Raw genomic sequence first — 26,009 nt, forward strand, 5'->3', positions numbered from 1 at the left:
GCAGCGACGGTTCAGGATGGAGACGTTATTATGTTACCTGTTTCTGACGACCCGAGTATCCACCGTGTCCCGATTCCTTGTCCTCTTTGTCGCTTTCATCGCCTGTTCGGCCCAGGCCGACGTGCGCGTGCTGACCAGCATCAAGCCCCTGCAACAGATCGCCGCTGCCGTCCAGGACGGAGCCGGCAGCCCTGACGTGCTGTTGCCGCCGGGCGCGTCCCCGCACAACTACGCGCTGCGCCCGTCCGACGTGCGCAAGGTCGGCGATGCCGACCTGCTGTACTGGATCGGCCCGGACATGGAGGGCTTCCTGCCCCGCGTGCTGGCCGGTCGTGGCAAGCTCAGCGTGGCGGTGCAGTCGCTTCCAGGTCTGCAACTGCGCCACTTCGGCGAGGACAGCCACTCTCATGAAGAGGACCACGACGATCATGACCATGATCACCGCCCGGGCAGCCTTGATGCACATCTGTGGTTGTCGTCGGCCAATGCCCGGGTGATCGCGGCGAAGATGGCCGCCGACCTGACGGCCGCCGACCCGGCCAATGCCGCGCGTTACCAAGGCAACCTGAAACTGTTCATCGAGCGGATGGACGCCCTGGATGGGCGGATCAAGCAGCGTGTGGCAGGGATCGCCGGCAAGCCGTATTTCGTATTCCACGAAGCCTTTGACTACTTCGAGTCGGCGTATGGCCTGAAGCACACCGGGGTGTTCAGCGTGGCATCGGAAGTGCAGCCGGGGGCGCAGCATGTGGCCGCGATGCGCAAGCGCCTGCAGGAAGTGGGCAAGACCTGTGTGTTCAGCGAGCCGCCGCTGCGGCCGCGCCTGGCCGAGACGCTGACGGCGGGGTTGCCGGTGCGGTTGGCGGAACTGGATGCGCTGGGTGGGGCCGATCCGGTGGATGCCAAGGGCTATGAGCGGTTGCTGGAGAAGCTGGGTAGCGACCTGGCGGGTTGCCTGGAGCAAATGTAGGTGGCTTCAGCCGCGAAGCGGGCGCCACGGTGTGTGGCACCCGCTTCGCGGGTGATCGCGGCCAAAGCCGCTCCTACAGGTTTTGTAATCGCCCGTCAGAGCGCGAACGGCAGCTTCAACGCCACCTGCTGGCGCTGCACCAGTCGCACTTCGAACTCGCTCGGGTCGTGGATCATCACATCCATCCCGGCAAACGCCTGCGCCGCAATCAGCCGCGACAGCCAGAAGCGCACGCAAGCCACCCGCAGCATCACCGGCCACAGCTCGGCCTCGGCCGCAGTGAATGGCCGCAACGCCGCGTAGGCGCCCAGCAGCGCCTGGGCCCGCGGCAGGTCGATGCCACCCTGTTCGTCCAGGCACCAGTCATTCACGGTGATGGCCACGTCATACAGCATCGGCCCGGAACAGGCGTTGTAGAAATCGATCACGCCGGTCAGGTGGGTGCCTTCGAACATCACGTTGTCACGGAACAGGTCGGCGTGCAGGTTGGCCTTGGGCAGGGTGAGGATCTGCGCCTTGTGCGCGGTGATCTCATCCAGTGCCGGTTTCAACAGTTCGGCTTGTGCGCTGCTCAGGCCGGACAACAGCTCGGCGCCAGACGCCAGCATCCAGTCCAGGCCGCGGTCGGTACGGCGCTCGATGATGCGCTCGCGGGTGGCCTGGTGGATGTGCGCCAGCAGCTCGCCAACCTGGGCGCAGTGCTGGTTGTTCGGGGCCTTGATGTGCTTGCCGGACAGCCGTGGCTGCAACAACGCCGGCTTGCCGCACAGCTCGCGCAGGCCATTGCCGTCGCGGTCACGCACGGCGTAGGGCACCGGCATGTCGGCATCATGCAGCACATCGAGCAGCTCGATGAAGAACGGCATGTCTTCCGCCGGCCCGCGCTCGATCAATGTGAGGACGAATTCCCCTTGCTCCAGGCTGACGAAGAAATTGCTGTTCTCGGTACCGGCGGCAATGCCCTGGAAGTCGAGCAGACGGCCCAGCTCGTACGGCGCCAGAAAGGTTTCCAGCTCAGGCCGGGACACAGGGGTGAAGACTGACATGTTGAAAAATTGCCCATGCGGGCACTTCCGCCGGGAAGTGCCTGGTTGATGTGAACGGTACGCGCTACTTCCACTCGAAGATTTTCCAGGAGGGGATCAGCATGTCTGGCTGGTCTGAGCGAATGAAGTTGGCGTCAGTGCCATCGGCGCGTACCAGGAAATAAGGCTTACCACCTTTGGGTGTGACCTTGATCGCATACAGGAAGCCATTCTGCCGGTATTCCTGGATGGTTTTGTCGCCTTCCGTGCGAATGGTCACATCGGGATCTGCCGATGGGGCGTCGTCCGCCGCCAGGGTGACGGCTGGCAGGGTGGCCAGCAGACCGAGCAGTAACAGGCGATTGGGTGTACGCATGATAACCTAGTCCTTTTGTCGTCATTGATCCGGCTATTCTAGCTCCGGACCCGCCGAAAAGGTTGATTCTCCTCATGAGCCAAGCGCCCCTCGTCCTGGTGGACGGTTCCTCCTACCTCTACCGCGCCTTTCACGCGCTGCCGCCGCTGACCACCTCCAAAGGTATGCCGACGGGCGCGGTCAAGGGCGTGCTGAACATGCTCAAGAGCCTGCGCAAGCAGTACCCGGACAGCCTGTTCGCGGTAGTCTTCGACGCCAAGGGCGGCACCTTCCGCGACGCCATGTTCGCCGAGTACAAGGCCAACCGCCCAAGCATGCCCGACGACCTGCGGGTGCAGGTCGAGCCGCTGCACGCCAGCGTCCGTGCCTTGGGCTACCCACTGCTATGCGTCGAGGGCGTGGAGGCCGACGACGTGATCGGTACCCTGGCCCGCAGCAGTGCGGCGGCTGGCCGCCCAGTGATCATCTCGACCGGCGACAAGGACATGGCCCAGTTGGTGGATGGCCACGTGACGCTGGTCAATACCATGACCGGCAGCGTGCTGGATGTGGCTGGCGTGCACGAGAAGTTCGGTGTCGGCCCGGAACACATCATCGATTTCCTCGCGCTGATGGGCGATAAGGTCGACAACATCCCCGGCGTGCCAGGTGTTGGCGAGAAGACCGCCGTAGGCCTGCTGACCGGCATCGGTGGTGGCCTGAGCGACCTGTACCAGAATCTCGACAAGGTCCCGGCCCTGGCCATCCGTGGCGCCAAGACCTTGCCGGCCAAGCTTGAGGAACACCGTGACGCGGCCTTCCTCTCTTATGAGCTGGCCACCATCAAGTGCGATGTGGAGCTGGATGTCGAGGTCGACGCCCTGGTCTGTGGTGAGCCTGATCGCGAAGCGCTGCTGGCGTTGTACACCGAGATGGAGTTCAAGAGCTGGGTCGCCGACGTGCAGCGCAGCGCGCCCCGCACAGGTGATGGCGACGCCACCGTTGCAACCGAGGAAGCGCCCACGGTCAGGGTCGAACCCAAGTACGAGACCATCCTCGACCAGGCACGTTTCGACGCCTGGCTGGAAAAGCTGCGCAAGGCGCCGCTGTTCGCGTTTGACACCGAGACCACTGGCCTTGATGCCCAACAGGCCAGCATCGTCGGCCTGTCGTTTGCCGTCGAGCCCAACGAAGCCGCCTATGTACCGCTGGCCCACGACTACGAAGGCGCCCCGGCCCAGCTGGGCCGCGAAGCCGTGCTGCTGGCACTCAAACCCCTGCTGGAAGACCCGGCCAAGGGCAAGATCGGCCAGAACGCCAAGTACGACATCAATATCCTGGCCAACGGCAGCCCGGCCATCCTGATGCGTGGCGTGGCCTACGACACGATGCTCGAGTCCTATGTGCTCGACTCCACCGCCACCCGCCACGACATGGACAGCCTGGCGCAGAAGTACCTGGACCACACCACCATCGGGTTCGAGGACATCGCCGGCAAGGGCGCCAAGCAACTGACCTTCAACCAGATCCCGCTGGAGAAGGCCGGCCCCTACGCCGCCGAGGACGCCGACATCACCCTGCGCCTGCACCACGCGTTGCAAGCGCGCCTGGCGAAGACCCCCAGCGTGCTGCCGGTGCTGATGGACATCGAGATGCCGCTGGTGCCGGTGCTGGCGAAGATCGAGCGCCAGGGTGCGCTGGTCGATGCCGCGCTGCTCGGCGTGCAGAGCGGTGAGCTGGGCGCGAAGCTGATCGAGCTGGAGCGCGAGGCATACGAGTTGGCCGGTGAAGCGTTCAACCTGGGTTCGCCGAAGCAGCTGGGCGCAATCCTCTACGACAAGCTGGGCATGCCGGTGTTGAGCAAGACCGCCAAGGGCCAGCCCTCCACCGCCGAGGCGGTGCTCGACGACCTGGCCGAGCAGGGCTACCCGCTGCCCAAGGTGCTGATGCAGTACCGCAGCCTGAGCAAGCTCAAGAGCACCTACACCGACAAGCTGCCGGGGCAGATCAACCCACGCACCGGGCGTATCCACACCTCCTACCAGCAAGCAGTCGCCGCCACCGGGCGGCTGTCGTCCAGCGACCCGAACCTGCAGAACATCCCGGTGCGTACCGCTGAAGGCCGGCGTATCCGCCAGGCCTTCGTCGCCAGCCCCGGCTACAAGCTGCTGGCGGCGGACTACTCGCAGATCGAGCTGCGCATCATGGCCCACCTGGCCAAGGACGAAGGCCTGCTGCATGCCTTCCGCAATGACCTGGACGTGCACCGCGCCACCGCCGCCGAAGTGTTCGGCGTCGCACTGGAGGATGTCACCACCGACCAGCGTCGCAGCGCCAAGGCGATCAACTTCGGCCTTATCTATGGCATGAGCGCGTTCGGCCTGGCCAAGCAGATCGGCGTCGACCGCAAGCAGTCCCAGGATTACATCGACCGCTATTTCGCCCGCTATCCCGGCGTGTTGGCCTACATGGAGCGCACCCGCGCCCAGGCCGCCGAGCAGGGCTTCGTCGAGACCTTGTTCGGCCGCCGCCTGTACCTGCCGGACATCAACGCCAAGAACCCGGCCCTGCGCAAAGGCGCCGAGCGCACCGCGATCAACGCCCCGATGCAGGGCACCGCGGCGGACATCATCAAGCGCGCCATGGTCGCGGTGGACAACTGGCTGGTCGACAGCAAGCTGGATGCCCGGGTGATCCTGCAGGTGCACGACGAACTGGTGCTGGAAGTGCGTGAGGACCTGGTCGAGCAGGTGAAAGATGAAATTCGTGGCTACATGAGCGGTGCCGCGGAACTCGATGTGCCGCTGCTGGTGGAAGTGGGTGTTGGCTCGAATTGGGACGAAGCTCACTAAACGCCGTGTGAAAGCTGTGTAGGATCTGCGGCGTAGTGTCGCGGATCCGTACCGGCCTCAGGCCATTAGATCCGGGGTTTCATGAAACTATCGCAAATAGTTTCGAGGGGCTCGGAACTAAATCGGTGAAGCGCTACTCAGAGGTACTGAATGGCTGGTGAAGCCTTTCGATGCTCCTATGTTGTGTTAAGTGTTGGCAGATATCTGGACCCCGCCCTAGCGGTCCGGACTTGAACCCCGAACTTCCCCCTCCCCATATGAAGTCCGGGGTTTTTTTTGCCCGGAATTCGGCCCTGTAGGAGCCAGCCTTGCTGGCGAACCGACCACCGCGGCGTGTGGCACCGGCGATGCCGGTGTTCGCCGGCAAAGCCGGCTCCTACAGGGAACGCGCCATCAGGCCACCGGCTTGTCTTCCAGCTCCATCCAGCCCGCCAGCACGCGGTAGGCTTCTTCCAGCCCCAGGCGCTTGGGCGCCGAGAACAGCTGGATGGTCGTGCTTTCGCCCCAGCCCTTGCGAATTTCCGACTGCACCTTGAGCAGGGTGTTCTTGCCCGCGCCGTGGGTCAGCTTGTCGGCCTTGGTCAGCAGGATGTGCATGGGCATGCCGCTGGCCCGGGCCCAGTCGAGCATCATCTTGTCGAAGTCGGTCATGGGGTGGCGCACATCCATCATCAGGATCACCCCGCGCAGGCATTCGCGGCTGCCGAGGTAGGCCTCCAGGTGCTTTTGCCAGTGTTGCTTGAGCGGGATCGGGACTTTTGCATAACCGTAGCCCGGCAGGTCGACCAAACGCCGTTCATCGTCCAGACTGAAGAAATTCAGCAGCTGGGTGCGGCCGGGGGTCTTCGAGGTGCGCGCCAGGCTGGCGTGGGTCAGGGTGTTGAGGGCGCTGGACTTGCCGGCGTTGGAGCGGCCGGCGAAAGCCACCTCGTAACCCTGGTCTTCCGGGCATTGTTCGACCTTGGCGGCGCTGAGGGCGAATGTGGCTTTCTGGCAGAGGCCGAGGATGGGGTTCTTGACTTGCATGGGATATCCGATGTGGGTGTTGCCCAGCTCTGGAACGGTTGGCCCAGGCGCGGCAAGCGGTGTCGTTTCCGTTTGGATGGCGGAAGTATATAATGCCCCAGTTTTTGTGTGCTCATTCTCCCAGCGAAGGCGTATGAGCATGGGGTGTCGAACAATAGCTCGCGCAACAGAACGCAGCGCGGCCCCCAACCCTGTCAGGTCGTTCCGCATGGCGAAATGGCTGCTTGCTGTCGGTTTGTTTCTACCGTTTTTCAGCGCACAGGCTACACAGGATCCCGAGGCGTTGTACAACCGCAGCTGTGCGGCCTGTCACGCCGGACAGTTGCCACAGGCACCCAGGCAGGGTGACCGGGCAGCCTGGGAGCCACGACTGGCGCAAGGCATGGAGCAACTGGTGGTACATGTTACACAGGGTTTCAAGGCTATGCCGCCGCGTGGATTGTGCATGGACTGCAGTGCCGAGGACTACCGATTGGTCATTCTCTGGATGAGCGGCAGTCCCGATACATAACATTTCACCCTTAGCCGTGTTGGATTAGCTGATGAACAAACTATTCGTGAGTCTGCTGTTGACCATGGGGGTCGCAGGTGCGGCAAGTGCTGCGGAACCCATCAAAGGCGATGCTGCTGCCGGTCAGGCCAAAACCGCTGTCTGCGGGGCCTGCCACAACCCTGACGGCAACAGCTTGGCACCGAACTTCCCCAAACTCGCCGGCCAAGGCGAGCGGTATCTGGAAAAGCAGCTGCACGACATCAAGTCCGGCAAGCGCACCGTGCTGGAGATGACCGGCATGCTGGCGAACTTCAGTGACCAGGACCTGGCCGACATCGCCACCTACTTCGCCAGCCAGAAGGGCAGCGTCGGTGCCGCCGACCCGAAACTGGTCGAGCGTGGCCGCGCCCTGTTCAATGGCGGCGACCTCGAGAAGGGCATGCCAGCCTGTACCGGTTGCCACTCCCCCAACGGCGCAGGTCTGGCGCTGGCCGGCTTCCCGCACCTGGGCGGTCAGCACGCGCAGTATGTCGGCAAGCAGCTGACCGACTTCCGTGAAGGCAACCGTACCAACGACGGTGACGCCATGACCATGCGCACCATTGCCGGCAAGCTGAGCAACAAGGATATCGAAGCCCTGTCCAGCTACATCCAGGGCTTGCACTGATCCTGTAGGTCTGGGCGTTAACACTCGGTTAATGCTTCAGCGCTAAAGATGAAAAGGGCAGCCCAGGCTGCCCTTTTTTCTATCCGTAGCCGTTACACTACAGAACTCGAGCCCTTCCCGGCCTGTCCTACACAGGTCGCGTCGAGGCGACCAAAGACTGCTCAGGAGTAAAGCATGCGTAAACTGATTCTCAGCGCTGCGCTGGTCGCCGCCAGCGTATTCGGTATGGCCGCCGTACAGGCCGCGGAGCCTGTGGCCGGCAAGGAATATATCGAGCTGAGCAACCCCGTGCCGGTCTCGGTGCCAGGCAAGATCGAAGTCGTCGAGCTGTTCTGGTACGGCTGCCCGCACTGCTACCACTTCGAACCGACCATCAACCCGTGGGCTGAAAAGCTGCCGAAGGACGTCAACTTCAAGCGCGTCCCCGCCATGTTCGGCGGCCCGTGGGATAAACACGGCCAGATGTTCCTGACGCTGGAAGCCATGGGTGTCGAGCACAACGTTCACGCCGCCGTCTTCGACGCCATCCAGAACAAGCGGATGAAGCTGATGGAGCCTGAGGAAATGGCCGACTTCCTCGCCACCCAGGGCGTGGACAAGGACAAGTTCCTGGCCACCTACAATTCCTTCGCCATTCAGGGCCAGGTCAAGCAGGCCAAAGAGCTGGCGAAGAAGTACGAAATTACCGGTGTTCCAAGCCTGGTGGTCAACGGCAAGTACCGCTTCGACCTGGGTACCGCCGGTGGTCCGGAAGGCGTGCTGAACGTCGCCGACCAGCTGATCGCCAAGGAGCGCGCCGCTAAGTAAGCGGCGACCGCCATGGGCCGGATCCGCTCGACACGTGGTATCGGCCTGCACCAGCCGCAGGTCAACGAGCGTCACCTTCAGGCCCCTGGCCTGCCGGAGGATGGTCGCCTGCGGCTGCTCAGCTTCAATATCCAGGTCGGTATCAGTACCGAGCGTTACCGCCATTACCTGACCCGCAGCTGGCAGCACCTGCTGCCGCACCCAGGCCGGGCCGGCAACCTGCAGAAAATCGGTGACCTGCTCAACAATTTCGACCTGGTCGCCTTGCAGGAAGCCGATGGCGGCAGCCTGCGTTCGGGCTACGTCAACCAGGTCGAGCACTTGGCGCAACTGGGGGCCTTCCCCTACTGGTACCAGCAGCTCAACCGCAACCTCGGGCGCTTCGCCCAGCACAGCAATGGCGTGCTCAGCCGCCTCAAGCCCCAGCAACTGGAAGACCACCCCCTGCCCGGCCCGGCCGGCCGCGGGGCGATCCTGGTGCGCTTCGGCGAGGGCGAGGATGCGTTGATCGTGGTGATGATGCACCTGGCGCTGGGTGCCAAGACCCGCGCCCGGCAGCTGGCCTATATCCGCGAGTTGATCGGCGGTTATCGGCACCAGATTCTCATGGGTGACATGAACACCCATGCCACCGACCTGCTCGATCACTCGCCGCTGCGCGATCTGGGCCTGGTCGCACCCCAGGTCGAAGCCACCTTTCCGAGCTGGCGGCCGCAGCGCTGCCTGGACCATATCCTGCTTAGCCCGAGCCTGACGCTGGAGCGCGTCGAGGTGCTGGCGCAGCCAATTTCCGATCACCTGCCCGTCGCCGTCGAGATCCGATTGCCTGAAGCCCTGACTGTGGATACGCTGCCGGTCCTGAGCTAGCGCCTGCAGCACTCAAGTCTTCGGTCTGTTCGCCGAAATCGAGTCATTACAGGACTAGATGCGATCACCGGATGCGGATCCTGGCATGACCGAAGAAGCCGAGCGCTGGAAAGAAAAATACCTGAAAAGCATCGAGCAGCAGGAAAAGCTCGAGCGGCGCTGGGCCGCCCGTCTCGACTTGCTGCGTCGAGGCCTGGTGCGCAGCACCCTGGCGGCCGAAGGTAGCGACAAGATCGTTGACCAGTGCATGAAGGAAATGCGCGAGGTCATCCGCAGCGACAACATGGACGCCGGGTTGGCCGGGCTGATTCCACGCCTGGAAAAGGCCGTGCTCGACTCCGAGCAGCGCCGTGAAACCCGCATGACCCAGGTCAGCGACGCGTTGACCGCGTTGGTCACCCAGTTGCAGACCCTGCCCCTGCCCGGGGAAGTGGCGCGCCCACTGAAGAAGCTGGCGAAGAAACTGGATGGCGGTGTCAGCCAGTCCCGTGAACTGCCCCCGCTGCTGGGCGAGCTCAGCGGTCTGCAGGGGCGCGCCCTTAACGCGGTGCAAAAGCCTGACGAAGAAGCCCGGCCGGGGTTTCTCCAGCGCCTGTTCGGTGGGCGGGACGAGCCTCTGGGGGAGATGGCCACGGCGGCCGTCGCCGCGTCCCCGGTGCTCGCTCCGGTCCAGGCCGAGGCGCCCGCGATGCAACCTGCCCTGCCCCAGGATGCGGACGAACTGCATGCCCTGAATGCTGTGCCTGCGCCTGCGATAGAGGAAAAGCTCGAACCTGAGCCGGACATCGAGGTGCCGGGCCCCGCGTTGGTCGAAACCGTCGTGGTGATTCCTGTCGAGGCTGCGCCTGAGCCCGAGCCCGAGCCCGCCCCGGTGGTCGAGGAAGCACCAGCACCCGAACTTGCCAGTGTCGAGCCCGAGGAGCAAACCGCCGAAGACGTCGAGCCGGCACAACTCCCTGCGCTCACGGACATCATGGAGGGAGAAGACGGCCCCTACGCCCTCCCCGATGCGGTCGAGCCCCCATACAGCCAGGTAGCTGCCCATATCGAGCAGACTCTGATCGGCCTGCTCGACGACCTCAGCCTGCCCGAACGGCACAAGGCCCAGGCCCTGGAGATGCGCGAACGCGTCGCCCGCGGCCTCAATTGGTACGAGCTGATCCCGGTGCTGGACGACCTGGCCGTGCTCATGCTGGCCATCACCGACAGCGGCCAGCATGAGTTCGAAACCTATCTGCAGCAACTCAACGAGCGCCTGGAAACCTTCCAGAGCCACCTGCATGAAGCCAGTGCCGGCCACGCGGACAACAGCTCCGCCGCCCGTGAACTGGACAACCAGTTGCGCGAGCAGGTCGATGGCCTGCAGAGCAGCGTCCAGGGCGCCGCCGATGTGGACAGCCTCAAGCACATCCTGGAGAACCGCCTCGAGGGGTTGCTGGTGACCATGGATGAACATCAGCATGAGCGTGACCGTCGCGAGCAGGAGCTGGCTGGCCGTCTGCAAGGGTTGGCCGAGCGGGTGGCGAGCATGGAGCAGGAAGCCCTCGGCTACCGCGAGCACCTCGAGGAACAGCGGCAGAAGGCGATGATCGATCCGCTCACAGGTCTGCCCAACCGTGCCGCCTGGTCGGAGCGGGTCGAGCATGAAGTGCTCGACTGGCAGGAGAACGGTGGTCACCTGGCCATGGCAATTCTCGACCTTGATCACTTCAAGCGCATCAACGACGGTTATGGTCACCTGGCCGGCGACAAGGTACTGAAGATCGTCGCCGACCAGTTGCGCAAGCGCCTGCGCGGCCGCGATTTCATCGCCCGTTTTGGCGGCGAGGAATTCGTCCTGCTGCTGCCGCAGACTTCGCCACCCGCGGCGGTGCAGGTTGCCGAGGCGCTGCGCGCGGCGATCGAAGCCTGCCCGTTCCACTTCAAGGGCGAGCGGGTAGTGATCACCACGTCGATCGGCCTGAGCGCCTTCCGCTCGGGCGAGCGCGGCGACCAGGTACTCAAGCGTGCGGATGAGGCGCTATACCGGGCAAAGGACCAGGGCCGCAACCGGGTCGAACAGGCATAAATAGTTACCGCACCGACGACGCCATTGTCCTCGACACTGCAGGCCTGCGCTGGACCTCCAGCGCCTTGCCCGTAATCGATCGACACAAGGAGTCGAACATGAACATGACCCGTTGGCGCCTGCCGCTGCTCCTGGCTCTGGTTTTCCAGGGTTCCTCCGCCATGGCCCACGAAGTGGCCCTCACCGCCCATATCGCTGCCGATGGCCGTATCCTGAGCCAGTCACCGCAGTGGATCGGCCAGGTGCAGGTGCAGCCCCAGGCCAACTATTTCACCCAGTACAAGCTGAGTTTGGACAAGGGCCAGCTCCGCCAGGCCCCGGGCTTCTGCTCGGTCTCCCCGCTTGATGCCAGCAGTTACGACCGCCAGCTGCATGGCGCGGCCAAGGTGATCGGCAAACCGCTGGTCGACAAGCTGACCGTGCAGACCCAACTGGTGGATGTACAAGGCCCGAGCGGCGACAACTCGCTGGAGTTCCAGGTGCTGTGCGTGCGCTGAGGCGTGACGAACGTGGTAACCCGGTGCGCGGAGCACGTTATACTGTAGCGCTATTGCCGCCTACTTCATGACGTGTTCCCTGCAATGAAAAAACTCTTCACCGCCCTGCTCCTGCTGGCCTTGGCCGGTTGTTCAAGCGGTTTGCGTATCGATCGCAGCCACCCTTCGGCCAACCAGGACAGCCGTATCCAGTTCGTCGTCCTGCACTACACCAATGCGTCGCTGGAGCGTTCCCTGGCCTTGCTCACCCACGGTGAGGTGAGCAGCCACTACCTGATCGGCGACGGACCGGCGACGGTCTATCAACTGGTGGATGAAAACCGCCGTGCCTGGCATGCCGGCGACAGCCAGTGGCAGGGGCGTACCTGGCTCAATTCCAGCTCCATCGGCATCGAGATCGTCAACCAGGGCTACACCGACACGCCGAACGGTCGGGTCTGGCATCCCTACAGCGAGGCGCAGGTCCAGTCGTTGATCGCCTTGCTCAAGGATATCGTCAAGCGCAACAACATCGACCCTCGGCATATCATCGGGCACAGCGACATCGCCCCCTTGCGCAAGCTCGACCCAGGCCCGCTGTTCCCCTGGAAACGCCTGGCCGACGCCGGTCTTGGCATCTGGCCGGAGGCGGCTGCGGTGGCGCGGCAGCAGGTGTATTTCGAGGCCAACCCGCCCAGCATTGGCTGGTACCAGCAGCAACTGGCGCGCTTCGGCTATGCCATCGAGCAGACCGGCACCCTGGATGTGGCGACCCGCCATGTGATCGCGGCGTTCCAGATGCGCTTCCGCCCGCAGCGCTTCGACGGCATGCCAGACGCCCAGACCGCCGCGATGCTGCAGGTGCTCAACCGCAAGCGCTGACCTTGGCTCGAGGGGCCGCCCCTCGAGCGTTGCGCCAAACGGCCAGGCCGATCGCCCATTCCGTTGCTATACCTTTGGTAATCAACCGGATGCCGCGCATGTCTGCCCTGATCGCTTCGATGCGCCAATTTTTTTACCATCCGTGGCTGCTTGCCGTGATCGCGGCACTGGCCAGCGCCGCCCTGTTGCTGGCCGCCAGCGTCGGCCTGACCCTGCAACAGATGAAGCAAAGCGAAATCGAACAGATGAACGCGCGGGGTGAGCGTTTCCTGGATCGCCTGGAGCAAGTGTTCGGCCAGTTGCGTGAGGGGGTCGACCAGCTCGAGGGGCAGAACCTGCGCGGCTGCGGCCCAGCGCTGCTGGAACAACTGCAGCAAGTGGCGCTGAAGTCGCGCTTCATCTATGAGGCGGCTTATGTGGATGGCCGGGAAAGCTGTTCCAGCCGGGGGGTGGATCGACAGGTCGATTCGTTGCGCAGGCCGGATATCCGCGGGCCCACCTACAGCTACTGGCTGAACACCACCACCGAACCCAATGACAACCTTGCCGCGCTGATGCTGGGGCGCGGCAGGTTTCTGGTGTCCACTTCCCGGGGCCATCTCTCCGATGTGGTCGACCTGCCCCCCGGCGGCAGCCTGCTGGTGGTGCTCGACCGTGGCAACCGCGCGATCCCGGTGCTGGGCCCGGAACAACGCTGGCCGCCGACCGCCGACTGGCCACCGCCCTTGCACAAGTCGTTGCTCGAGTTGCCCGACCGTCTGGTCTATCTCATGTCGACCAAGTCGCCGGATTATCAGCTGGTGCTGATCGCCCCTCGGGCCAGCCTGCCGCTGAGGCTCAATGGCCTGCTCTGGCTGCTGTTCCCGGGCAGCGTGGTGCTGGCCGGTTGCATCGGCTGGCTGGTGCTGCAACTGATCCAGCAGCGCCGCTCGATGAGTTCGGAGCTGCAACAGGCCCTGCGTCGGGGTGAGCTGCAGGTGCTCTACCAGCCGATCTTCGAACTGGACAGCCGCCGCTGCGTCGGTGCCGAGGCCCTGGTGCGCTGGCGGCGCCCGGACGGTAGCCTGACCAGCCCGGAGTTGTTCATTCCCTTGGCGGAGAATACCGGGCAGATCCGCGAAATCACCGATTTCGTGTTGCAACGGGTGCTGGAGCAACTGGGCCAGCTGCTGCGCGCCAACCCGCGGCTGTATATCTCGGTGAACCTGGCGGCCTGCGATGTCATGGAGCCGCGTATCGGTCGCGTGGCCCAGCGCCTGCTGGCCCAGCACCGGGTGGCGGCCAGCCAGATCGCCTTCGAGGTCACCGAGCGTGGCCTGATCGATGTGGTGGTGGCGCGGGACAACCTGCAGACCTTGCGCGCCGTGGGGCACCAGGTGCTGATCGATGATTTCGGCACCGGTTACTGCAGCCTGGCCTACCTGCAGACCTTGCCGGTGGACTGCCTGAAAATCGACAAGGCCTTCATCGACGCCCTGGGGCACGATGCCGCCAGCAGCGGCGTGGCGCCGCATATCATCCGCATGGCCCACGACCTGCACCTGCGGGTGATCGCCGAGGGGATCGAGTCGGAGGACCAGGCGGAGTTGCTCAACAGCGAAGGGGTCAATTACGGGCAGGGGTGGCTGTTCGCCCACCCGCTCAATGCCCGCCAGTTCGTCGAGCTGATCACCCGTGGGCGCCGGGTGGCGGGGCGGCGGATCGATGATGAGCCGTGAATAGAGGCGTCAGGGGCCCTCGCCCGTAGGGGCGGCTTTAGCCGCGATCACCCGCGAAGCGGGTGCCATACCGGGTGAAGCCCGCATCGCGGATAAATCCGCTCCTACAAAGGGGTTTGTTCAGACAGGCAGCGCCATGTAGAACTGCGTCCCCTGCCCTGGCCGCGAGAACACACCCATGCGCCCGCCATGCAGCTGCACGATCTCCTTGCACAGCGCCAGCCCCAACCCGGCCCCGCCCTTCTTGCGGCCAACTTGCACGAACGGCTCGAAGATCCGTCCCTGCTGCCCATAGGCGATGCCCTCGCCGTTGTCCTCGACACTGATGATCACCCGCTCGGCATGGCGCCGCGCGTGCAGGCGGATGCGCCCGCCGCTGGCGGTATGGCGGATGGCATTGTGCAGCAGGTTGTCCAGCACCCGGTCGAGCTGCGTCGCGTCGGCCTGGATGCGTGGCAGGGGCGGCTCCAGCTCGCGGAGCAGTTCGATCTGTTTGTTCGCCGCCTGTTCGGCGAAGCGCGCCTGCGCCCGCTCGAACAGATCTTCAAGGGCGCAGGGGGCCAGTTCGAGCTTTTGCAGGCCGCTCTGGTATCGAGAGAAGTTCAGCAGGTCGTTGATCAGTTGGGTGAGACGCTGCATTTCCTCGGCGATGGTCTCGAGCAAGTCGTTCTCCCGGGCGCCGGCCGGGAAGCTGACGCGCTCGCGCAGCAGGCCGAAGGCCATGTGCATGCCCGTGACCGGCGTGCGCAATTCATGGGACGCACGCAGGACGAACTCGCTGCGCACGCGCTCGAAGGCGCGTTGCTCGGTGACATCGTGCAGCACCATCACGGCACCCAGGATAGGCCCCTGGGGGTGGCTGACCGGCGTCAGGCTGTAGGTCAGCAGTCGGCTTTCTTCGTCGACCTCCAGGTTCAGGTCGTCGGGTGGCCGATCCAGGCTGCCGCCACGCAGCACTTGGCGCAGCTGCTGCTCCAGCTCCGGGCGTTGCAGGGCTTCGGCCAGGCTCACGCCCAGGCGACCAGGGTCCCAGCCGAGCTGGCGCTGGGCCACGGGGTTGAGATGTTCCAGGCGGCCCTGGCGGTCGATGATCAGCAGGCCGTCGTCGATGCTGTCGAGTACCGCCTGCAGGCGCTGCTGGCCGGCGAGCAGTTCGTCGATGTTGGTGGCCTGGTGCTTGCGCAAGGCGTCGGCCATCAGGCCGAAGCGGCGGGTCAGTTGGTTCAGCTCGGTGGCCTGGGTCACCGGCAGGGTGACATCGAAGTTTCCCTGGCCCACCTGGTCGGCGGCCTTTGCCAGTGCCTCGATCGGCTGGCCGAAGCGGCGCGCGATGTTGTGCGCGGTGATGAAGCCCAGCACCAGCACGGTCAGGCCCATGAAACCCAGCAAGCCACTGACCAGCAGGGCGTGGTCGCGGGATTTCTCTTCGCTGCGGATGATGTGTTCCAGTGCCTGCCGGTGGGAGTCGAGCAGATCGGTGCGGACCTGGTTGAACGCCGCCCCCAGAGGCTGCTCGACCCCCATGCTGCGGGCGGGGGCCGGGCTGTCACGGTAGGCCTGTACGAAAGCCTGGTAATTGCTGGCGGCCTTGCTGAAGCCGGTACGCTCGCCGCCTTGCTCCAGGCCTTGGTTGAGCAATGCCTGGAACTGGTCCTGCAGGGTCACCAGGTTGTTCGGGTTGGTGTCCTCGTCGAGCATCAGGTTCAACTGCTCGCCCAGGTTCTGCCGCAGCCTCAGGCCCAGGTCCAGCGAGTGGGTGGTGTCCTGGACCAGGCGCTGTTGCTGGGTGGCCATCTGCATCACGCTGACCAGTCCCAGCAGCAGCCCGAGCAAGGCCACGGTGATCAGCGCCGAGATGCTCAGGAACAGCCGGGTACGCAGCTTCATCGGCCATCTCATAGGTTGTACTGCTTGCGTTTGCGGTACAGCGTCGAAGCGTCGATACCCAGGGTCTTGGCTGCCTGGTCAAGGGTGTCGCTGGTGGCCAGCACCGCGCCAATGTGGGCGCGTTCAAGCTCCTCCAGGCTCAATGCTGCGCCGACCCGGGGCGTGTTGCCGGCTGGCTGTTCACCCATGCCCAGGTGGCTGATCTCCACCCGTTCCTGGGGGCAGATGATGCTGGCGCGCTCGACCACGTTGCGCAGTTCGCGGATGTTGCCCGGCCAGCGGTAGTTGAGCAGCGCCGCGCGGGCCTCGTCACTGAAGCCCTTGGCCGGTCGTGAGTACTCCTTGACGAAGCGGGCCAGGAAACGGTCGGCCAGGGTCAGGATGTCCTCGCTGCGCTCGCGCAAGGGCGGCAGATGAAGCGTGATGACGTTCAGGCGGTAAAGCAGGTCTTCGCGGAAGCGGTTTTCGCGGACCATTTCCTCGAGGTTGAGGTTGGTCGCCGCGAGGATGCGCACGTCGGCGCGGCGGGTGACCGGGTCACCGACCCGCTCATATTCCTTGTCCTGGATGAAACGCAGCAACTTTGGTTGCAAAGTGAGGGGAAAGTCGCCGATCTCGTCGAGGAATAGTGTGCCGCCATCGGCCTGGCTGACCCGTCCCAAGGTACTTTCGCTGGCACCGGTGAATGCGCCGCGAGTGTGGCCGAACAGTTCGCTTTCCATCAGCTCGGCATTGAGCGATGGGCAGTTGATGGTCACGCAGGCCTTGCGGGCGCGCTTGCTCCAGCCATGGATGGCGCGGGCCAGCTCCCCCTTGCCGGTGCCGGACTCGCCGAGGATGAGGATGTTGGCGTCGGTGGTCGCCACCTGTCGGGCGGTTTCCAGCACGGCCATCATGGCCGGGCTGTGGGAGTCCAGGCCGTCCTTGGGCTTGCGCACTTCGCCTTCGAGGGCTTCCAGGCGTGCCGACAACTGCCGCACCTCCAGTTGCTTGGCCGTGGCCAGGCGTAGCTGGTCGGGGCTGCAGGGCTTCACCAGATAGTCGGCGGCGCCGGCCTGGATGGCGTCGACTGCGGTGTCGATGGCCGAATGCGCGGTGACGATCACCACCCGCATCCAGGGCGCCTGGATGCGCATTTGCGCCAGAACGTCGAGGCCATTGTCCTCGCCCAGGCGCAGGTCGAGGAAGCACAGGTCGAACACCTGGCGCTGCAGCAGGGTTTCGGCCTGGGTGGCGCTGTTGGCGGTGGCCACGCTGTAGCCTTCGTCTTCGAGGCAGTAACGGAAGGTGCGCAGGATCGCCGACTCGTCGTCCACCAGCAGGATGCGGCCTTGGTTGTCCTGGGCTGGTTCCATTTCCTGCGCTCCTTTGGGGTTGGTCTCAGTTAGTGTCGGAAAAATCGGGCAAGTTGCATGGTTGATTCTGATTGTTTCATCTCCCTGCATGCTAGCCGCTTGCCGGGATGATGACCAAGTGCCTGAAAACCATGGGGTTGTGTGCTTGTGTGGGCGGTGGTGTTTTTGAGAATCGGCGCTGCTGCGCAGCGCATCGCGGATGAATCCGCTCCTACAGGCACGGCCACGTTGCAATAGAGGTAGGAGCGGATTCATCCGCGATGCGCCGCATGAGCGGCGCTCGATCTCACAGGCACTACAACGCCTGAAGACAGGAACGTGAATCGTGCAAAGTGCACGGCGTACAGGTGCGCATCGTGCAGGATACGTCCCAGGTGATTGCCTAATAAATGAATAACTCATTGATTTAAAAGTATTTTTAATTGTGCGAAAGGCTGGCACGCAGGCTGCACCTCTCTGTTTAAGACAGACAACAGGTCCAGCAGGAGGAGCCGGCATGAATCGCCAACCCGTCAACCGCACGCAGAGTGTCGCCTTGCCGCTGCGCCAGCTGTTGTTCCTCGCCATGGCCATGCTGCTCACCCTGGCGGCCGGGCAGTTCTATTACAGCCTGCAGACCGCCCGCCTGGCCGAACAGGTGGCGATGCAGACCGCGCTGTTGACCCAGTTGAAGGCCAGTCATGCCAGCACCCTGGTGAAGGCGGTCGAGCCATTGCCCGCCCCCGACGCCACGCCTGCTGCCGTCGACAACATCGTGCCCCAGGACCGCTGGGTGTTCTGAGCCCCGGCCAACGATCGATTTCGCACAAGCAAGAAAGGAGAGACATCATGCTGAGTTGGGCTATTACCTTCCTGATCATCGCCATTGTCGCCGCGGTACTGGGCTTCGGTGGTATCGCCGGCGCAGCGACCGGCATCGCGAAGATCCTGTTCATCGTCTTCCTGGTGCTGTTCGTGGCTTCCTTCTTCTTCGGACGCGGCAGGGGTTGAACCATGAGCCGGATGCTTTGCACTGCCCTGGCCGGCGCCCTGCTTCTGGGCGTCGGTACGGCGGCGATGGCGGCCAATGACGGCCAGGTCCGTGCCGACCAGTTGTTGGGCACGGACCCTGAATACCGGGAAACCTGGCAGGACACGATCAAAGGCGAGGAGCGCCTTCCCGAGTGGGTGATCAACCTCACTGGCAGCGCCCCTTTGCAGATGTCCGCAGTGACCGAGGATGGTGATAAATACCTGGTCGGTCCGCTCTGCGAGTCGCAGGGCAACTGCACCTATAAACGGTTGATCGTGGCTTTTAGCTGGGACAAGGAGCATGCCTACGGGATGCTCGTGGAAGTGCCCGAAGGCCTGCCTGCCGACAAGTCGCCCACCCGCCATGCCGAGTACCGCTGGCTCGGCAAGCCGGACGACGGCATGCAGGCGCTGCTGCGCGAGCAGCTCAAGCGCGACCCGAACTGGTACTGACCAGCGGTCACGCTCTGTAACGCAATGGAAGCTGAACCTTTTTATTGTTCTGGCTTCTATGATGCGCGGCCCCGAGGACGGGCCGCGCATGACCAGGGGGCCGGGCCGTTCTGACTGTTGCAGGGTCGGAGTGGCCTAGGGGTACAGGGAGTGCCTCCGCGATGGGCCGGGTCAGGCGAGGGTGGCATCGGAAGCTGCAGATCGGCCGTGTCGAGCACGATGCGCTGACCGGTCTGGCTTCCGAAGCGCCTCTTGTAGGAATTCTTCCTTTTATATGCACGACTTTTTACCAAGACACATTTTGTCTCGACCGTATATCGAAATTTTTTAGGCTGTCCGATAGGTCAGGTCAGAGGGCATTTCAGCCATTCGGATTGTCGAACACGCCATTCGAACCCCCACATGCATACCTCTAAATCGGCCTAAAAATGGCGCTTTGGTCTTGTTCGGAAATCCGAACGTTGAAAATCAAGGCGTTGGCGATGCCCGATTTTCAGGTCGAGTCTCATGCCGATTCGGCATAGGGTAGTCGTTTCCGGCATTAGACTGCCCCCCTTCCCATCGCAATAGTTGCCGCCTTTTTCCCTGGCCCGAGCACCTGAACCATTCGCTCGCGGTGTCCTTACATGGGGTCACCGGACGGCAAGCTCTGCAACCAACATGCTGTTAACAGCTCTGGGACGCGGCTTTCCGCTTGGTGCCCGTGACCACTACAACAAAGGGTAATGACATGAAGAAGGCAAAACTGAGCCTCGCCTGGCAGATCGTGATCGGTCTGTTGCTGGGCGTTGCAGTCGGCGCGCTACTGAATCATTTCAGTGCGGAAAAGGCATGGTGGATCAGCAACGTCCTCCAGCCCGCTGGCGACATCTTCATTCGCCTGATCAAGATGATCGTCGTCCCGATCGTGATTTCGTCGCTGATCGTGGGCATCGCCGGGGTTGGCGACGCGAAGAAACTGGGCAGCATTGGCCTGAAGACCATCATCTACTTCGAGGTGGTGACCACCATCGCCATCGTCGTCGGCCTGGTTCTCGCCAACGTGTTCCACCCGGGCGCCGGCATCGACATGAGCACCCTGGGCACCGTCGACATCTCCAAGTACCAGGCCACCGCGGCCGAGGTGCAGCATGAACACGCGTTCATCGAGACCCTGCTCAACTTGATCCCGTCGAACATCTTCGCAGCGCTGATGCGTGGCGAGATGCTGCCGATCATCTTCTTCTCGGTCATGTTCGGCATGGGCTTGTCGAGCCTCAACGCCGACCTGCGCGAGCCGCTGGTGAAGACGTTCCAGGGCGTGTCGGAGACCATGTTCAAGGTCACCCACATGATCATGAACTACGCCCCGATCGGCGTGTTCGCCCTGATCGCCGCCACTGTCGCCAACTTCGGCTTCGCTTCGCTGCTGCCACTGGCCAAGCTGGTGCTGCTGGTGTACTTCGCCATCGCCTTCTTCGCCTTCATGGTGCTGGGCCTGGTGGCGCGCGTGTTCGGCTTCTCGGTCATCAAGATCATGCGCATCATGAAGGACGAGCTGATCCTCGCCTACTCCACCTCCAGCTCCGAGACCGTGCTGCCGCGCGTGATCGAGAAGATGGAGAAGTACGGCGCGCCGAAGTCGATCTGCTCGTTCGTGGTACCGACCGGCTACTCGTTCAACCTCGACGGCTCGACCTTGTACCAGAGCATCGCGGCGATCTTCATCGCCCAGCTGTACGGCATCGACCTGTCCTGGAGCCAGCAGCTGCTGCTGGTGCTGACCCTGATGGTCACCTCCAAGGGTATCGCCGGCGTGCCAGGCGTGTCCTTCGTGGTGCTGCTGGCCACCCTGGGCAGCGTGGGCATTCCGCTGGAAGGCCTGGCCTTCATCGCCGGTGTCGACCGCATCATGGACATGGCCCGTACCGCGCTGAACGTGGTGGGTAACGCCCTGGCCGCCGTGGTCATCGCCAAGTGGCAGGGTATGTACGACGCCGAGAAAGGCGAGGCGTACTACAACTCGCTGGTGCTGAACAAAGGCAAGAGCGAGGCTGTGGTGGCAGGCAAGACCGTCAACCAGTAAGCCTTTGCGCTGAACGAAAAGCCCCGACTTGTCGGGGCTTTTTGCATTCCGCAGACCTGTAGGAGCCGGCTTGCCGGCGAAGGAGACGGCGCGGTGCCTGGCACCGGCCATGCCGGTGTTCGCCGGCAAGCCGGCTCCTACGGGGGGGAGCGTTTGCGCTATCATTCGGGCATTTTTCACGGGGGAACACACGGATGCTCAACGGCCTGTGGCTCGGCTTTTTCCTGGTGGCGGCCATCTCCGCCCTGGCCCAGTGGCTGGTGGGTGGCAACGCCGGCATCTTCGCCGCCATGGTCGAGAGCATCTTCGCCATGGCCAAGCTGTCGGTGGAAGTCATGGTCCTGCTGTTCGGCACCCTGACGCTGTGGCTGGGCTTCCTCAAGATCGCCGAGAAGGCCGGTATCGTCGAGTGGCTGGCCAAGGTGCTTGGCCCGCTGTTCGCCCGGTTGATGCCGGAAGTTCCGCCCGGCCACCCCGCCCTGGGCCTGATCACCATGAACTTCGCCGCCAACGGCCTGGGCCTGGACAATGCCGCCACGCCCATCGGGCTGAAGGCCATGCGTTCGCTGCAGGAACTCAACCCCAGCAGCACCACGGCGAGCAACGCGCAGATCCTGTTCCTGGTGCTCAACGCCTCGTCGCTGACCCTGCTGCCGGTGACCATCTTCATGTACCGCGCCCAGCAAGGTGCGGCCGACCCGACCATGGTGTTCCTGCCGATCCTGCTGGCCACCAGCTGCTCGACGCTGGTCGGGCTGCTGTCGGTGGCGGTGATGCAGCGCCTGCGCCTGTGGGACCCGGTGGTGCTCGCCTACCTGATCCCCGGCGCCCTGTTGCTGGGTGGCTTCATGGCATTCCTCGGCACGCTGTCGGCGGCCGCCCTGGCCAGCCTGTCTTCGATCCTCGGTAACCTGACGCTGTTCGGCGTGATCATCCTGTTCCTGGTGATCGGCGCGTTGCGACGGGTGCAGGTGTACGAAGCATTCGTCGAGGGCGCCAAGGAAGGCTTCGACGTGGCCAAGAGCCTGCTGCCGTACCTGGTGGCGATGCTGGTGGCAGTCGGTGTGCTGCGCGCCTCGGGTGCCCTCGAACTGGCCCTGGACGGCATCCGCCATGCGGTGAACTGGATGGGCCTGGACACCCGTTTCGTGGAGGGCCTGCCCACTGCCCTGGTCAAACCGTTCTCCGGCAGCGCGGCGCGGGCCATGCTGATCGAGACCATGCAGACCCAGGGTGTGGACAGCTTCCCGGCACTGGTGGCGGCAACCATCCAGGGCAGCACCGAGACCACCTTCTACGTGCTGGCGGTGTATTTCGGCGCGGTGGGGATCCAGCGGGTGCGCCACGCGGTGGGTTGCGCCCTGCTGGCCGAGTTGGCCGGAGTGATCGCGGCGATCTTCGTCTGCTACTGGTTCTTCGGCTGAGCCTGGCCGACGGTCCAGTCGATCACCTGGCGCGCCAGCTGGTCGCTGGCCGTGCCGAAGCCGGCGACTACCGCTGGCACCTGCTGTTCGCCTAGCGGCTGGCGCACCTCGAAGCGCTTGCTGGCGAGGATGCGCTGGCTGCGCCCCTGCACCAGCCGCGCGTCATAGCGGATCACCACTTCCACGCTTCCTCCAGGCCGGTATTCGGCCTGGAAGGCCTGCAACTCACCCCCCAGCTCATAGTCGGCCTGCAAGTTGCTGTCGTCGGCGCTCAGGCGCTGTACCCGGCCGTCGCGCTGGAAGCCATCGAGCAGGCGGTTGCGCACCAGCATCGGCACCGGGTCGCTCCAGCGGGCGCCCTTGTAGCTGCTGATCACGTCACCCTGGGGGATCACCGCGATGCGCGGCCCGGCCAGGGCTTCGCTGGCCAGGGGCTTGTTCAGGCGCAGCGACCAGTCCAGCGGCGCGGCACCCCGCGCGGGCTGGCCAACTGGCAGGCGATAGATATCCACAGGCTCGCCCTGAGGCAGGATCGAGCAGGCCGACGCCAGGCTCAGGGTGGCGGCCAGGGCGGCCAGGCGCAAGGACGGCTTCATGGCTGGAACTCCTTGTTGTTGTCGCGGCCCAGCAGGTAGCCGCTCGGGTCGGCCTCCAGACGCCGGGAAATGCCCTTGAGCGAGTTGAGGGTTTCACGCAGTTCACGTATCGCCGGGGACAACTGGTTCAGGCCCTGGGCGCCGTCGTCGATGGACTGGCGGTTGTCCTGCAGCAGGTTGTTGAGGGTGGCGGCGCTTTCGGCCAGCGCCTGCATGGCCTGCTCGGCGCTGCCGATCGCCTGCTTGCCCTGGTTGCCCAGCAGGCCGTTGGCGTTGCGCATCAATGCCTGGGTCTCTGCCAGGGTGGCGTTGGCCTGCTTGCCGACCTGGGCCAATTGTTCGATGGCCGCGGAAATCCCGCCCTTCTGGTTGGCGAAGGCGCCGGTGGTCTGTTCCAGGTTGGCCAGGGTGTTGCTCAGCCGTTCGATGTTGCCCTCGGAGAACATCTGGTTGGCGTTGTGCAGCAGCAGATTGATGTTGGTCACCAGGTCACTGCTGTCGTTGAGCAGGCGCGAAATCGGCGAAGGCGAGGCGACGATCACCGGCAGTTTGCCGTCCTTGCCCTTGAGCTCGGGGCTCTGCGGGGTGCCGCCGCTGAGCTGGATGAACGAGTTGCCGGTGACGCCGGCCAGCGTGAGCTTGGCCTGGGTGTCTTCCTTGACCGGCGTGTCACCGCTCAGGCGCACGCGGGCCAGGACCCGACGCGGGTCCTTCGGGTCCAGGCGCAGGCTGCTGACATCGCCGACCTTGATACCGTTGTATTGCACCGGGCTGCCACGGGACAGGCCCGACACCGCCTCGTTGAACACCACTTCGTAGTCCTTGAAGGCCGTGTCGACGCTGGACTTGGTCAGCCACAGGCCGAACAGCATGGTGCCGGCCACCACCAGCACGGTGACCAGGCCAATCAGGACATGATGAGCTCGGGTTTCCATCGTTCAGCGCTCCTGGCGGGCGCGCAGGGCGGCGTCTTCGGCTGCCCGGCCGCGCGGGCCGTGAAAGTATTCGTGAATCCACGGGTCGTCGGCCTGCTCGACTTCGCTGAGTGGCCCGGCCACCAGCACCTTCTTCTGCGCCAGCACCGCCACCCGGTCGGTGATGGTGTAGAGCGTGTCCAGGTCGTGGGTGATCAGGAACACCGACAGACCCAGGGCGTCGCGCAGGGTGAGGATCAGTTGGTCGAAGGCGGCGGCGCCGATCGGGTCGAGGCCGGCGGTCGGCTCGTCGAGGAACAGGATGTCGGGGTCCAGGGCCAGGGCGCGGGCCAGGGCGGCGCGCTTGATCATGCCGCCGGACAGCGACGCGGGGTATTTGTCGGCAGCGCTGATTGGTAGGCCGGCCAGGGCCAGCTTCACCCCGGCCAGGTGCTCGGCGTCGGTGCGCGACAGCCCGGCGTGTTCGATCAATGGCAGGGCGACGTTCTCGGTGACGGTCAGCGAAGAGAACAAGGCGCCTTTCTGGAACAGCACGCCGAAGCGCCGCTCCACCAGCGAGCGCTGCGTTTCATTCAGTGTGGCCAGGTCCTGGCCGAATACCCGGACCTGACCTTCATTGGGCCGCCGCAAGCCGATGATGCTGCGCAGCAGCACCGATTTACCACTGCCCGAGCCACCGACCACGGCGAGTATTTCACCGCGGTACAGGTCCAGGTCGAGGTTTTCGTGCACGCTCTGGTTACCGAAGCGGTTGCAGATGCCCCGTGCCTCGATCACCGCTTCCCGGCCCGTCACCAGCCCATCTCCATGAAGAACAGCGCGGCCACCGCGTCCAGCACGATGACCACGAAGATCGACTGCACCACGGCGGAGGTGGTGTGGGCACCGACCGACTCGGCGCTGCCACTGACCTTGAAACCCTCAAGGCAGCCGATGGCGGCGATCAGGAAGGCGAAGAACGGCGCCTTGGCCAGGCCCACCAGGAAGTGCTGCACGCCGATGTCGCTCTGCAGCAGCGAAAGGAACATGGCTGGCGAGATATCCAGGGTCAGGGCGCAGACCACCGCGCCGCCGACCATGCCGCAGATCATCGCAAGGAAGGTAAGCAGCGGTAGTGCGATCAGCAGTGCCAGCACCCGTGGCACCACCAGCAGTTCGATGGGGTTCAGGCCCAGGGTGCGGATGGCGTCGATCTCTTCGTTGGCCTTCATCGAGCCGATCTGCGCGGTGAAGGCGCTGGCGGTGCGGCCGGCCATGAGGATGGCGGTCAGCAGCACGGCGAATTCGCGCAGGAAGGAGAAGGCCACCAGGTCGACGGTGAAGATCGTCGCGCCGAACGCGGCCAGCACGGTGGCGCCGAGGAAGGCCACCACGGCGCCGACCAGGAAGGTCAGCAGGGCGACGATCGGCGCGGCGTCGAGGCCCGTCTGTTCGAGGTGCGCCACCACTGGGGTGACCCGCCAGCGGTGGGGCTGGAACAGGCGCAGCAGCAAGGTTTCGAGGATCAGGCCGATGAAGCCCAGCACCTGCCGGGTGTCCTGCCACAGCTGGTCGACCGCCCGGCCGATGCGTGCCAGCAGCAGGAGCAGCACCGGTTGTTCGGGCTGCTTGACCGGGATGCAGTAGTCCTGCACCGAGCAGTAGACGTTCTTGAGCAAGGCGCGGCTGGCGTCGGGGAGGTCGTCGGTGCAATGCGACAGGCGTTCGGAGCCCAGCAGTTCGGCCAGCAGCGAGGCACCGGCGGTGTCCAGGCGGCCCAGTTGGCTGAGGTCGACCTGGGTGTCATCGCCGTACTGTGTGCCCAGGCGCTCGCACTCGCGCTTGAGGTTGGCGTAGTGGGCCAGCGTCCAGTCGCCGACGATGCGCAGGCGGGTGGGCTGCTGCTGGGTGTCCAGGATTGCGCTCGGGGCGGTCATAGGCTCCATGCATCTGACTGGGGGCATAGAGGCTGATCATAGCGCACTCTCATAGCGCAAAATCCAACCCCTTGACCCGACACGACCCCTGTAGGAGCGGCTTCAGCCGCGATCACCCGCGATGCGGGTGCCACAACCGCGTCGCCCGCATCGCGGCTAAA

Annotated in this window: 24 protein-coding genes; 15 read left to right on the forward strand and 9 right to left on the reverse strand. The window is 64.3% G+C overall.

The window, feature by feature from the left end; translation table 11 throughout:
- Window positions 1-16 precede the first annotated feature (16 nt).
- Window positions 17-970 carry a zinc ABC transporter substrate-binding protein gene (locus P5705_RS09285; protein WP_431196935.1) on the forward strand — a complete coding sequence of 318 codons (954 nt, stop codon included), beginning with the start codon at window positions 17-19 and terminating at the stop codon, window positions 968-970.
- A 95-nt stretch (window positions 971-1,065) separates the two neighbouring features.
- Here the strand turns inward: P5705_RS09285 and P5705_RS09290 are convergent, their stop codons facing one another.
- Entirely contained in the window at window positions 1,066-2,016 is a 951-nt protein-coding gene (locus P5705_RS09290; protein WP_277460529.1) for a homoserine kinase, read from the reverse strand.
- A gap of 64 nt (window positions 2,017-2,080) precedes the next feature.
- Entirely contained in the window at window positions 2,081-2,371 is a 291-nt protein-coding gene (locus P5705_RS09295; RefSeq protein WP_011531530.1) for a DUF2782 domain-containing protein, read from the reverse strand.
- A gap of 74 nt (window positions 2,372-2,445) precedes the next feature.
- Here P5705_RS09295 and polA point away from each other — a divergent pair, with 74 nt between their 5' ends.
- A complete protein-coding gene (gene polA, locus P5705_RS09300; protein ID WP_277460531.1) occupies window positions 2,446-5,202 on the forward strand; it encodes a DNA polymerase I in 2,757 nt (918 codons plus the stop codon).
- Between the two features lie 393 nt (window positions 5,203-5,595).
- On the opposite strand, the gene yihA is transcribed toward polA, so the two are convergent.
- Window positions 5,596-6,228, reverse strand: coding sequence for a ribosome biogenesis GTP-binding protein YihA/YsxC (yihA, locus tag P5705_RS09305; protein ID WP_277460532.1), 633 nt, complete (start codon window positions 6,226-6,228; stop codon window positions 5,596-5,598).
- Window positions 6,229-6,436: 208 nt separating this feature from the next.
- Here yihA and P5705_RS09310 point away from each other — a divergent pair, with 208 nt between their 5' ends.
- The 8 genes from P5705_RS09310 (at window position 6,437) to P5705_RS09345 (ending at window position 14,206) form a co-directional block, all read left to right on the forward strand.
- Window positions 6,437-6,739 carry a c-type cytochrome gene (locus P5705_RS09310; protein ID WP_011531533.1) on the forward strand — a complete coding sequence of 101 codons (303 nt, stop codon included), beginning with the start codon at window positions 6,437-6,439 and terminating at the stop codon, window positions 6,737-6,739.
- A 31-nt stretch (window positions 6,740-6,770) separates the two neighbouring features.
- The gene (locus tag P5705_RS09315) at window positions 6,771-7,388 is read left to right on the forward strand and encodes a c-type cytochrome (protein ID WP_277460533.1); all 618 of its coding nucleotides are present in this window, start codon (window positions 6,771-6,773) and stop codon (window positions 7,386-7,388) included.
- 174 nt (window positions 7,389-7,562) lie between these two features.
- A complete protein-coding gene (gene dsbA / locus P5705_RS09320; RefSeq protein ID WP_277460534.1) occupies window positions 7,563-8,195 on the forward strand; it encodes a thiol:disulfide interchange protein DsbA in 633 nt (210 codons plus the stop codon).
- A gap of 12 nt (window positions 8,196-8,207) precedes the next feature.
- Window positions 8,208-9,062, forward strand: a complete 855-nt coding sequence (locus tag P5705_RS09325) for an endonuclease/exonuclease/phosphatase family protein (RefSeq protein ID WP_240064114.1) — start codon at window positions 8,208-8,210, stop codon at window positions 9,060-9,062.
- An 85-nt stretch (window positions 9,063-9,147) separates the two neighbouring features.
- Window positions 9,148-11,130 carry a GGDEF domain-containing protein gene (locus P5705_RS09330; RefSeq protein WP_277460535.1) on the forward strand — a complete coding sequence of 661 codons (1,983 nt, stop codon included), beginning with the start codon at window positions 9,148-9,150 and terminating at the stop codon, window positions 11,128-11,130.
- Window positions 11,131-11,228: 98 nt separating this feature from the next.
- Window positions 11,229-11,627 (forward strand): hypothetical protein, encoded by a 399-nt coding sequence (locus tag P5705_RS09335; RefSeq protein WP_277460536.1) that lies wholly within the window; start codon window positions 11,229-11,231, stop codon window positions 11,625-11,627.
- Between the two features lie 84 nt (window positions 11,628-11,711).
- Entirely contained in the window at window positions 11,712-12,488 is a 777-nt protein-coding gene (locus P5705_RS09340) for an N-acetylmuramoyl-L-alanine amidase (protein WP_277460537.1), read from the forward strand.
- 98 nt (window positions 12,489-12,586) lie between these two features.
- Window positions 12,587-14,206 (forward strand): EAL domain-containing protein, encoded by a 1,620-nt coding sequence (locus P5705_RS09345; RefSeq protein ID WP_277460538.1) that lies wholly within the window; start codon window positions 12,587-12,589, stop codon window positions 14,204-14,206.
- Between the two features lie 120 nt (window positions 14,207-14,326).
- On the opposite strand, the gene P5705_RS09350 is transcribed toward P5705_RS09345, so the two are convergent.
- Both P5705_RS09350 and algB read right to left on the reverse strand, forming a co-directional pair.
- A complete protein-coding gene (locus P5705_RS09350; protein WP_277460539.1) occupies window positions 14,327-16,105 on the reverse strand; it encodes a KinB sensor domain-containing domain in 1,779 nt (592 codons plus the stop codon).
- Entirely contained in the window at window positions 16,102-17,448 is a 1,347-nt protein-coding gene (algB, locus tag P5705_RS09355) for a sigma-54-dependent response regulator transcription factor AlgB (RefSeq protein WP_277460540.1), read from the reverse strand. The genes P5705_RS09350 and algB overlap by 4 nt, the downstream gene beginning before the upstream one ends.
- A 496-nt stretch (window positions 17,449-17,944) precedes the next feature.
- On the opposite strand from algB, the gene P5705_RS09360 reads away from it, so the two are divergent.
- From P5705_RS09360 to P5705_RS09380, 5 genes are all read left to right on the forward strand, one after another.
- On the forward strand, window positions 17,945-18,229 hold the full coding sequence (locus tag P5705_RS09360; RefSeq protein ID WP_277460541.1) for a hypothetical protein: 285 nt from the start codon (window positions 17,945-17,947) through the stop codon (window positions 18,227-18,229).
- Between the two features lie 47 nt (window positions 18,230-18,276).
- Complete coding sequence (locus P5705_RS09365) at window positions 18,277-18,438, forward strand: DUF1328 domain-containing protein (RefSeq protein ID WP_003252966.1); 162 nt, start codon at window positions 18,277-18,279, stop codon at window positions 18,436-18,438.
- A 3-nt stretch (window positions 18,439-18,441) separates the two neighbouring features.
- On the forward strand, window positions 18,442-18,912 hold the full coding sequence (locus tag P5705_RS09370) for an inhibitor of vertebrate lysozyme family protein (RefSeq protein ID WP_277460544.1): 471 nt from the start codon (window positions 18,442-18,444) through the stop codon (window positions 18,910-18,912).
- A 730-nt stretch (window positions 18,913-19,642) separates the two neighbouring features.
- Window positions 19,643-20,977 carry a glutamate/aspartate:proton symporter GltP gene (gene gltP / locus P5705_RS09375; RefSeq protein ID WP_277460545.1) on the forward strand — a complete coding sequence of 445 codons (1,335 nt, stop codon included), beginning with the start codon at window positions 19,643-19,645 and terminating at the stop codon, window positions 20,975-20,977.
- A 194-nt stretch (window positions 20,978-21,171) separates the two neighbouring features.
- Complete coding sequence (locus tag P5705_RS09380; RefSeq protein WP_213659054.1) at window positions 21,172-22,401, forward strand: nucleoside recognition domain-containing protein; 1,230 nt, start codon at window positions 21,172-21,174, stop codon at window positions 22,399-22,401.
- Here P5705_RS09380 and P5705_RS09385 read toward each other — a convergent pair.
- The 4 genes from P5705_RS09385 to P5705_RS09400 are packed head-to-tail and all read right to left on the reverse strand — an operon-like array spanning window position 22,383 to window position 25,857.
- Window positions 22,383-22,997 (reverse strand): ABC-type transport auxiliary lipoprotein family protein, encoded by a 615-nt coding sequence (locus P5705_RS09385; protein ID WP_277460546.1) that lies wholly within the window; start codon window positions 22,995-22,997, stop codon window positions 22,383-22,385. The genes P5705_RS09380 and P5705_RS09385 overlap by 19 nt on opposite strands.
- Entirely contained in the window at window positions 22,994-23,932 is a 939-nt protein-coding gene (locus tag P5705_RS09390) for an MlaD family protein (RefSeq protein WP_277460547.1), read from the reverse strand. Before P5705_RS09390 ends, P5705_RS09385 begins: the two co-directional genes overlap by 4 nt.
- 3 nt (window positions 23,933-23,935) lie before the next feature.
- Window positions 23,936-24,727: an ABC transporter ATP-binding protein gene (locus P5705_RS09395; protein ID WP_277460549.1), complete on the reverse strand. Its 792-nt coding sequence runs from the start codon at window positions 24,725-24,727 to the stop codon at window positions 23,936-23,938.
- Window positions 24,724-25,857, reverse strand: a complete 1,134-nt coding sequence (locus P5705_RS09400) for an ABC transporter permease (RefSeq protein ID WP_277460550.1) — start codon at window positions 25,855-25,857, stop codon at window positions 24,724-24,726. The genes P5705_RS09395 and P5705_RS09400 overlap by 4 nt, the downstream gene beginning before the upstream one ends.
- Window positions 25,858-26,009 lie beyond the last annotated feature (152 nt).

Source organism: Pseudomonas entomophila, assembly GCF_029478665.1.
In the GTDB taxonomy this organism is placed as follows: domain Bacteria; phylum Pseudomonadota; class Gammaproteobacteria; order Pseudomonadales; family Pseudomonadaceae; genus Aquipseudomonas; species Aquipseudomonas entomophila_F.

Bases quoted from the DNA above. Each gene is read 5' to 3' on its own strand.
- P5705_RS09285 (WP_431196935.1), top strand. From the start codon at position 17: ATGGAGACGTTATTATGTTACCTGTTTCTGACGACCCGAGTATCCACC.
- P5705_RS09290 (WP_277460529.1), bottom strand. From the start codon at position 2,016: ATGTCAGTCTTCACCCCTGTGTCCCGGCCTGAGCTGGAAACCTTTCTG.
- P5705_RS09295 (WP_011531530.1), bottom strand. From the start codon at position 2,371: ATGCGTACACCCAATCGCCTGTTACTGCTCGGTCTGCTGGCCACCCTG.
- polA (WP_277460531.1), top strand. From the start codon at position 2,446: ATGAGCCAAGCGCCCCTCGTCCTGGTGGACGGTTCCTCCTACCTCTAC.
- yihA (WP_277460532.1), bottom strand. From the start codon at position 6,228: ATGCAAGTCAAGAACCCCATCCTCGGCCTCTGCCAGAAAGCCACATTC.
- P5705_RS09310 (WP_011531533.1), top strand. From the start codon at position 6,437: ATGGCGAAATGGCTGCTTGCTGTCGGTTTGTTTCTACCGTTTTTCAGC.
- P5705_RS09315 (WP_277460533.1), top strand. From the start codon at position 6,771: ATGAACAAACTATTCGTGAGTCTGCTGTTGACCATGGGGGTCGCAGGT.
- dsbA (WP_277460534.1), top strand. From the start codon at position 7,563: ATGCGTAAACTGATTCTCAGCGCTGCGCTGGTCGCCGCCAGCGTATTC.
- P5705_RS09325 (WP_240064114.1), top strand. From the start codon at position 8,208: ATGGGCCGGATCCGCTCGACACGTGGTATCGGCCTGCACCAGCCGCAG.
- P5705_RS09330 (WP_277460535.1), top strand. From the start codon at position 9,148: ATGACCGAAGAAGCCGAGCGCTGGAAAGAAAAATACCTGAAAAGCATC.
- P5705_RS09335 (WP_277460536.1), top strand. From the start codon at position 11,229: ATGAACATGACCCGTTGGCGCCTGCCGCTGCTCCTGGCTCTGGTTTTC.
- P5705_RS09340 (WP_277460537.1), top strand. From the start codon at position 11,712: ATGAAAAAACTCTTCACCGCCCTGCTCCTGCTGGCCTTGGCCGGTTGT.
- P5705_RS09345 (WP_277460538.1), top strand. From the start codon at position 12,587: ATGTCTGCCCTGATCGCTTCGATGCGCCAATTTTTTTACCATCCGTGG.
- P5705_RS09350 (WP_277460539.1), bottom strand. From the start codon at position 16,105: ATGAGATGGCCGATGAAGCTGCGTACCCGGCTGTTCCTGAGCATCTCG.
- algB (WP_277460540.1), bottom strand. From the start codon at position 17,448: ATGGAACCAGCCCAGGACAACCAAGGCCGCATCCTGCTGGTGGACGAC.
- P5705_RS09360 (WP_277460541.1), top strand. From the start codon at position 17,945: ATGAATCGCCAACCCGTCAACCGCACGCAGAGTGTCGCCTTGCCGCTG.
- P5705_RS09365 (WP_003252966.1), top strand. From the start codon at position 18,277: ATGCTGAGTTGGGCTATTACCTTCCTGATCATCGCCATTGTCGCCGCG.
- P5705_RS09370 (WP_277460544.1), top strand. From the start codon at position 18,442: ATGAGCCGGATGCTTTGCACTGCCCTGGCCGGCGCCCTGCTTCTGGGC.
- gltP (WP_277460545.1), top strand. From the start codon at position 19,643: ATGAAGAAGGCAAAACTGAGCCTCGCCTGGCAGATCGTGATCGGTCTG.
- P5705_RS09380 (WP_213659054.1), top strand. From the start codon at position 21,172: ATGCTCAACGGCCTGTGGCTCGGCTTTTTCCTGGTGGCGGCCATCTCC.
- P5705_RS09385 (WP_277460546.1), bottom strand. From the start codon at position 22,997: ATGAAGCCGTCCTTGCGCCTGGCCGCCCTGGCCGCCACCCTGAGCCTG.
- P5705_RS09390 (WP_277460547.1), bottom strand. From the start codon at position 23,932: ATGGAAACCCGAGCTCATCATGTCCTGATTGGCCTGGTCACCGTGCTG.
- P5705_RS09400 (WP_277460550.1), bottom strand. From the start codon at position 25,857: ATGGAGCCTATGACCGCCCCGAGCGCAATCCTGGACACCCAGCAGCAG.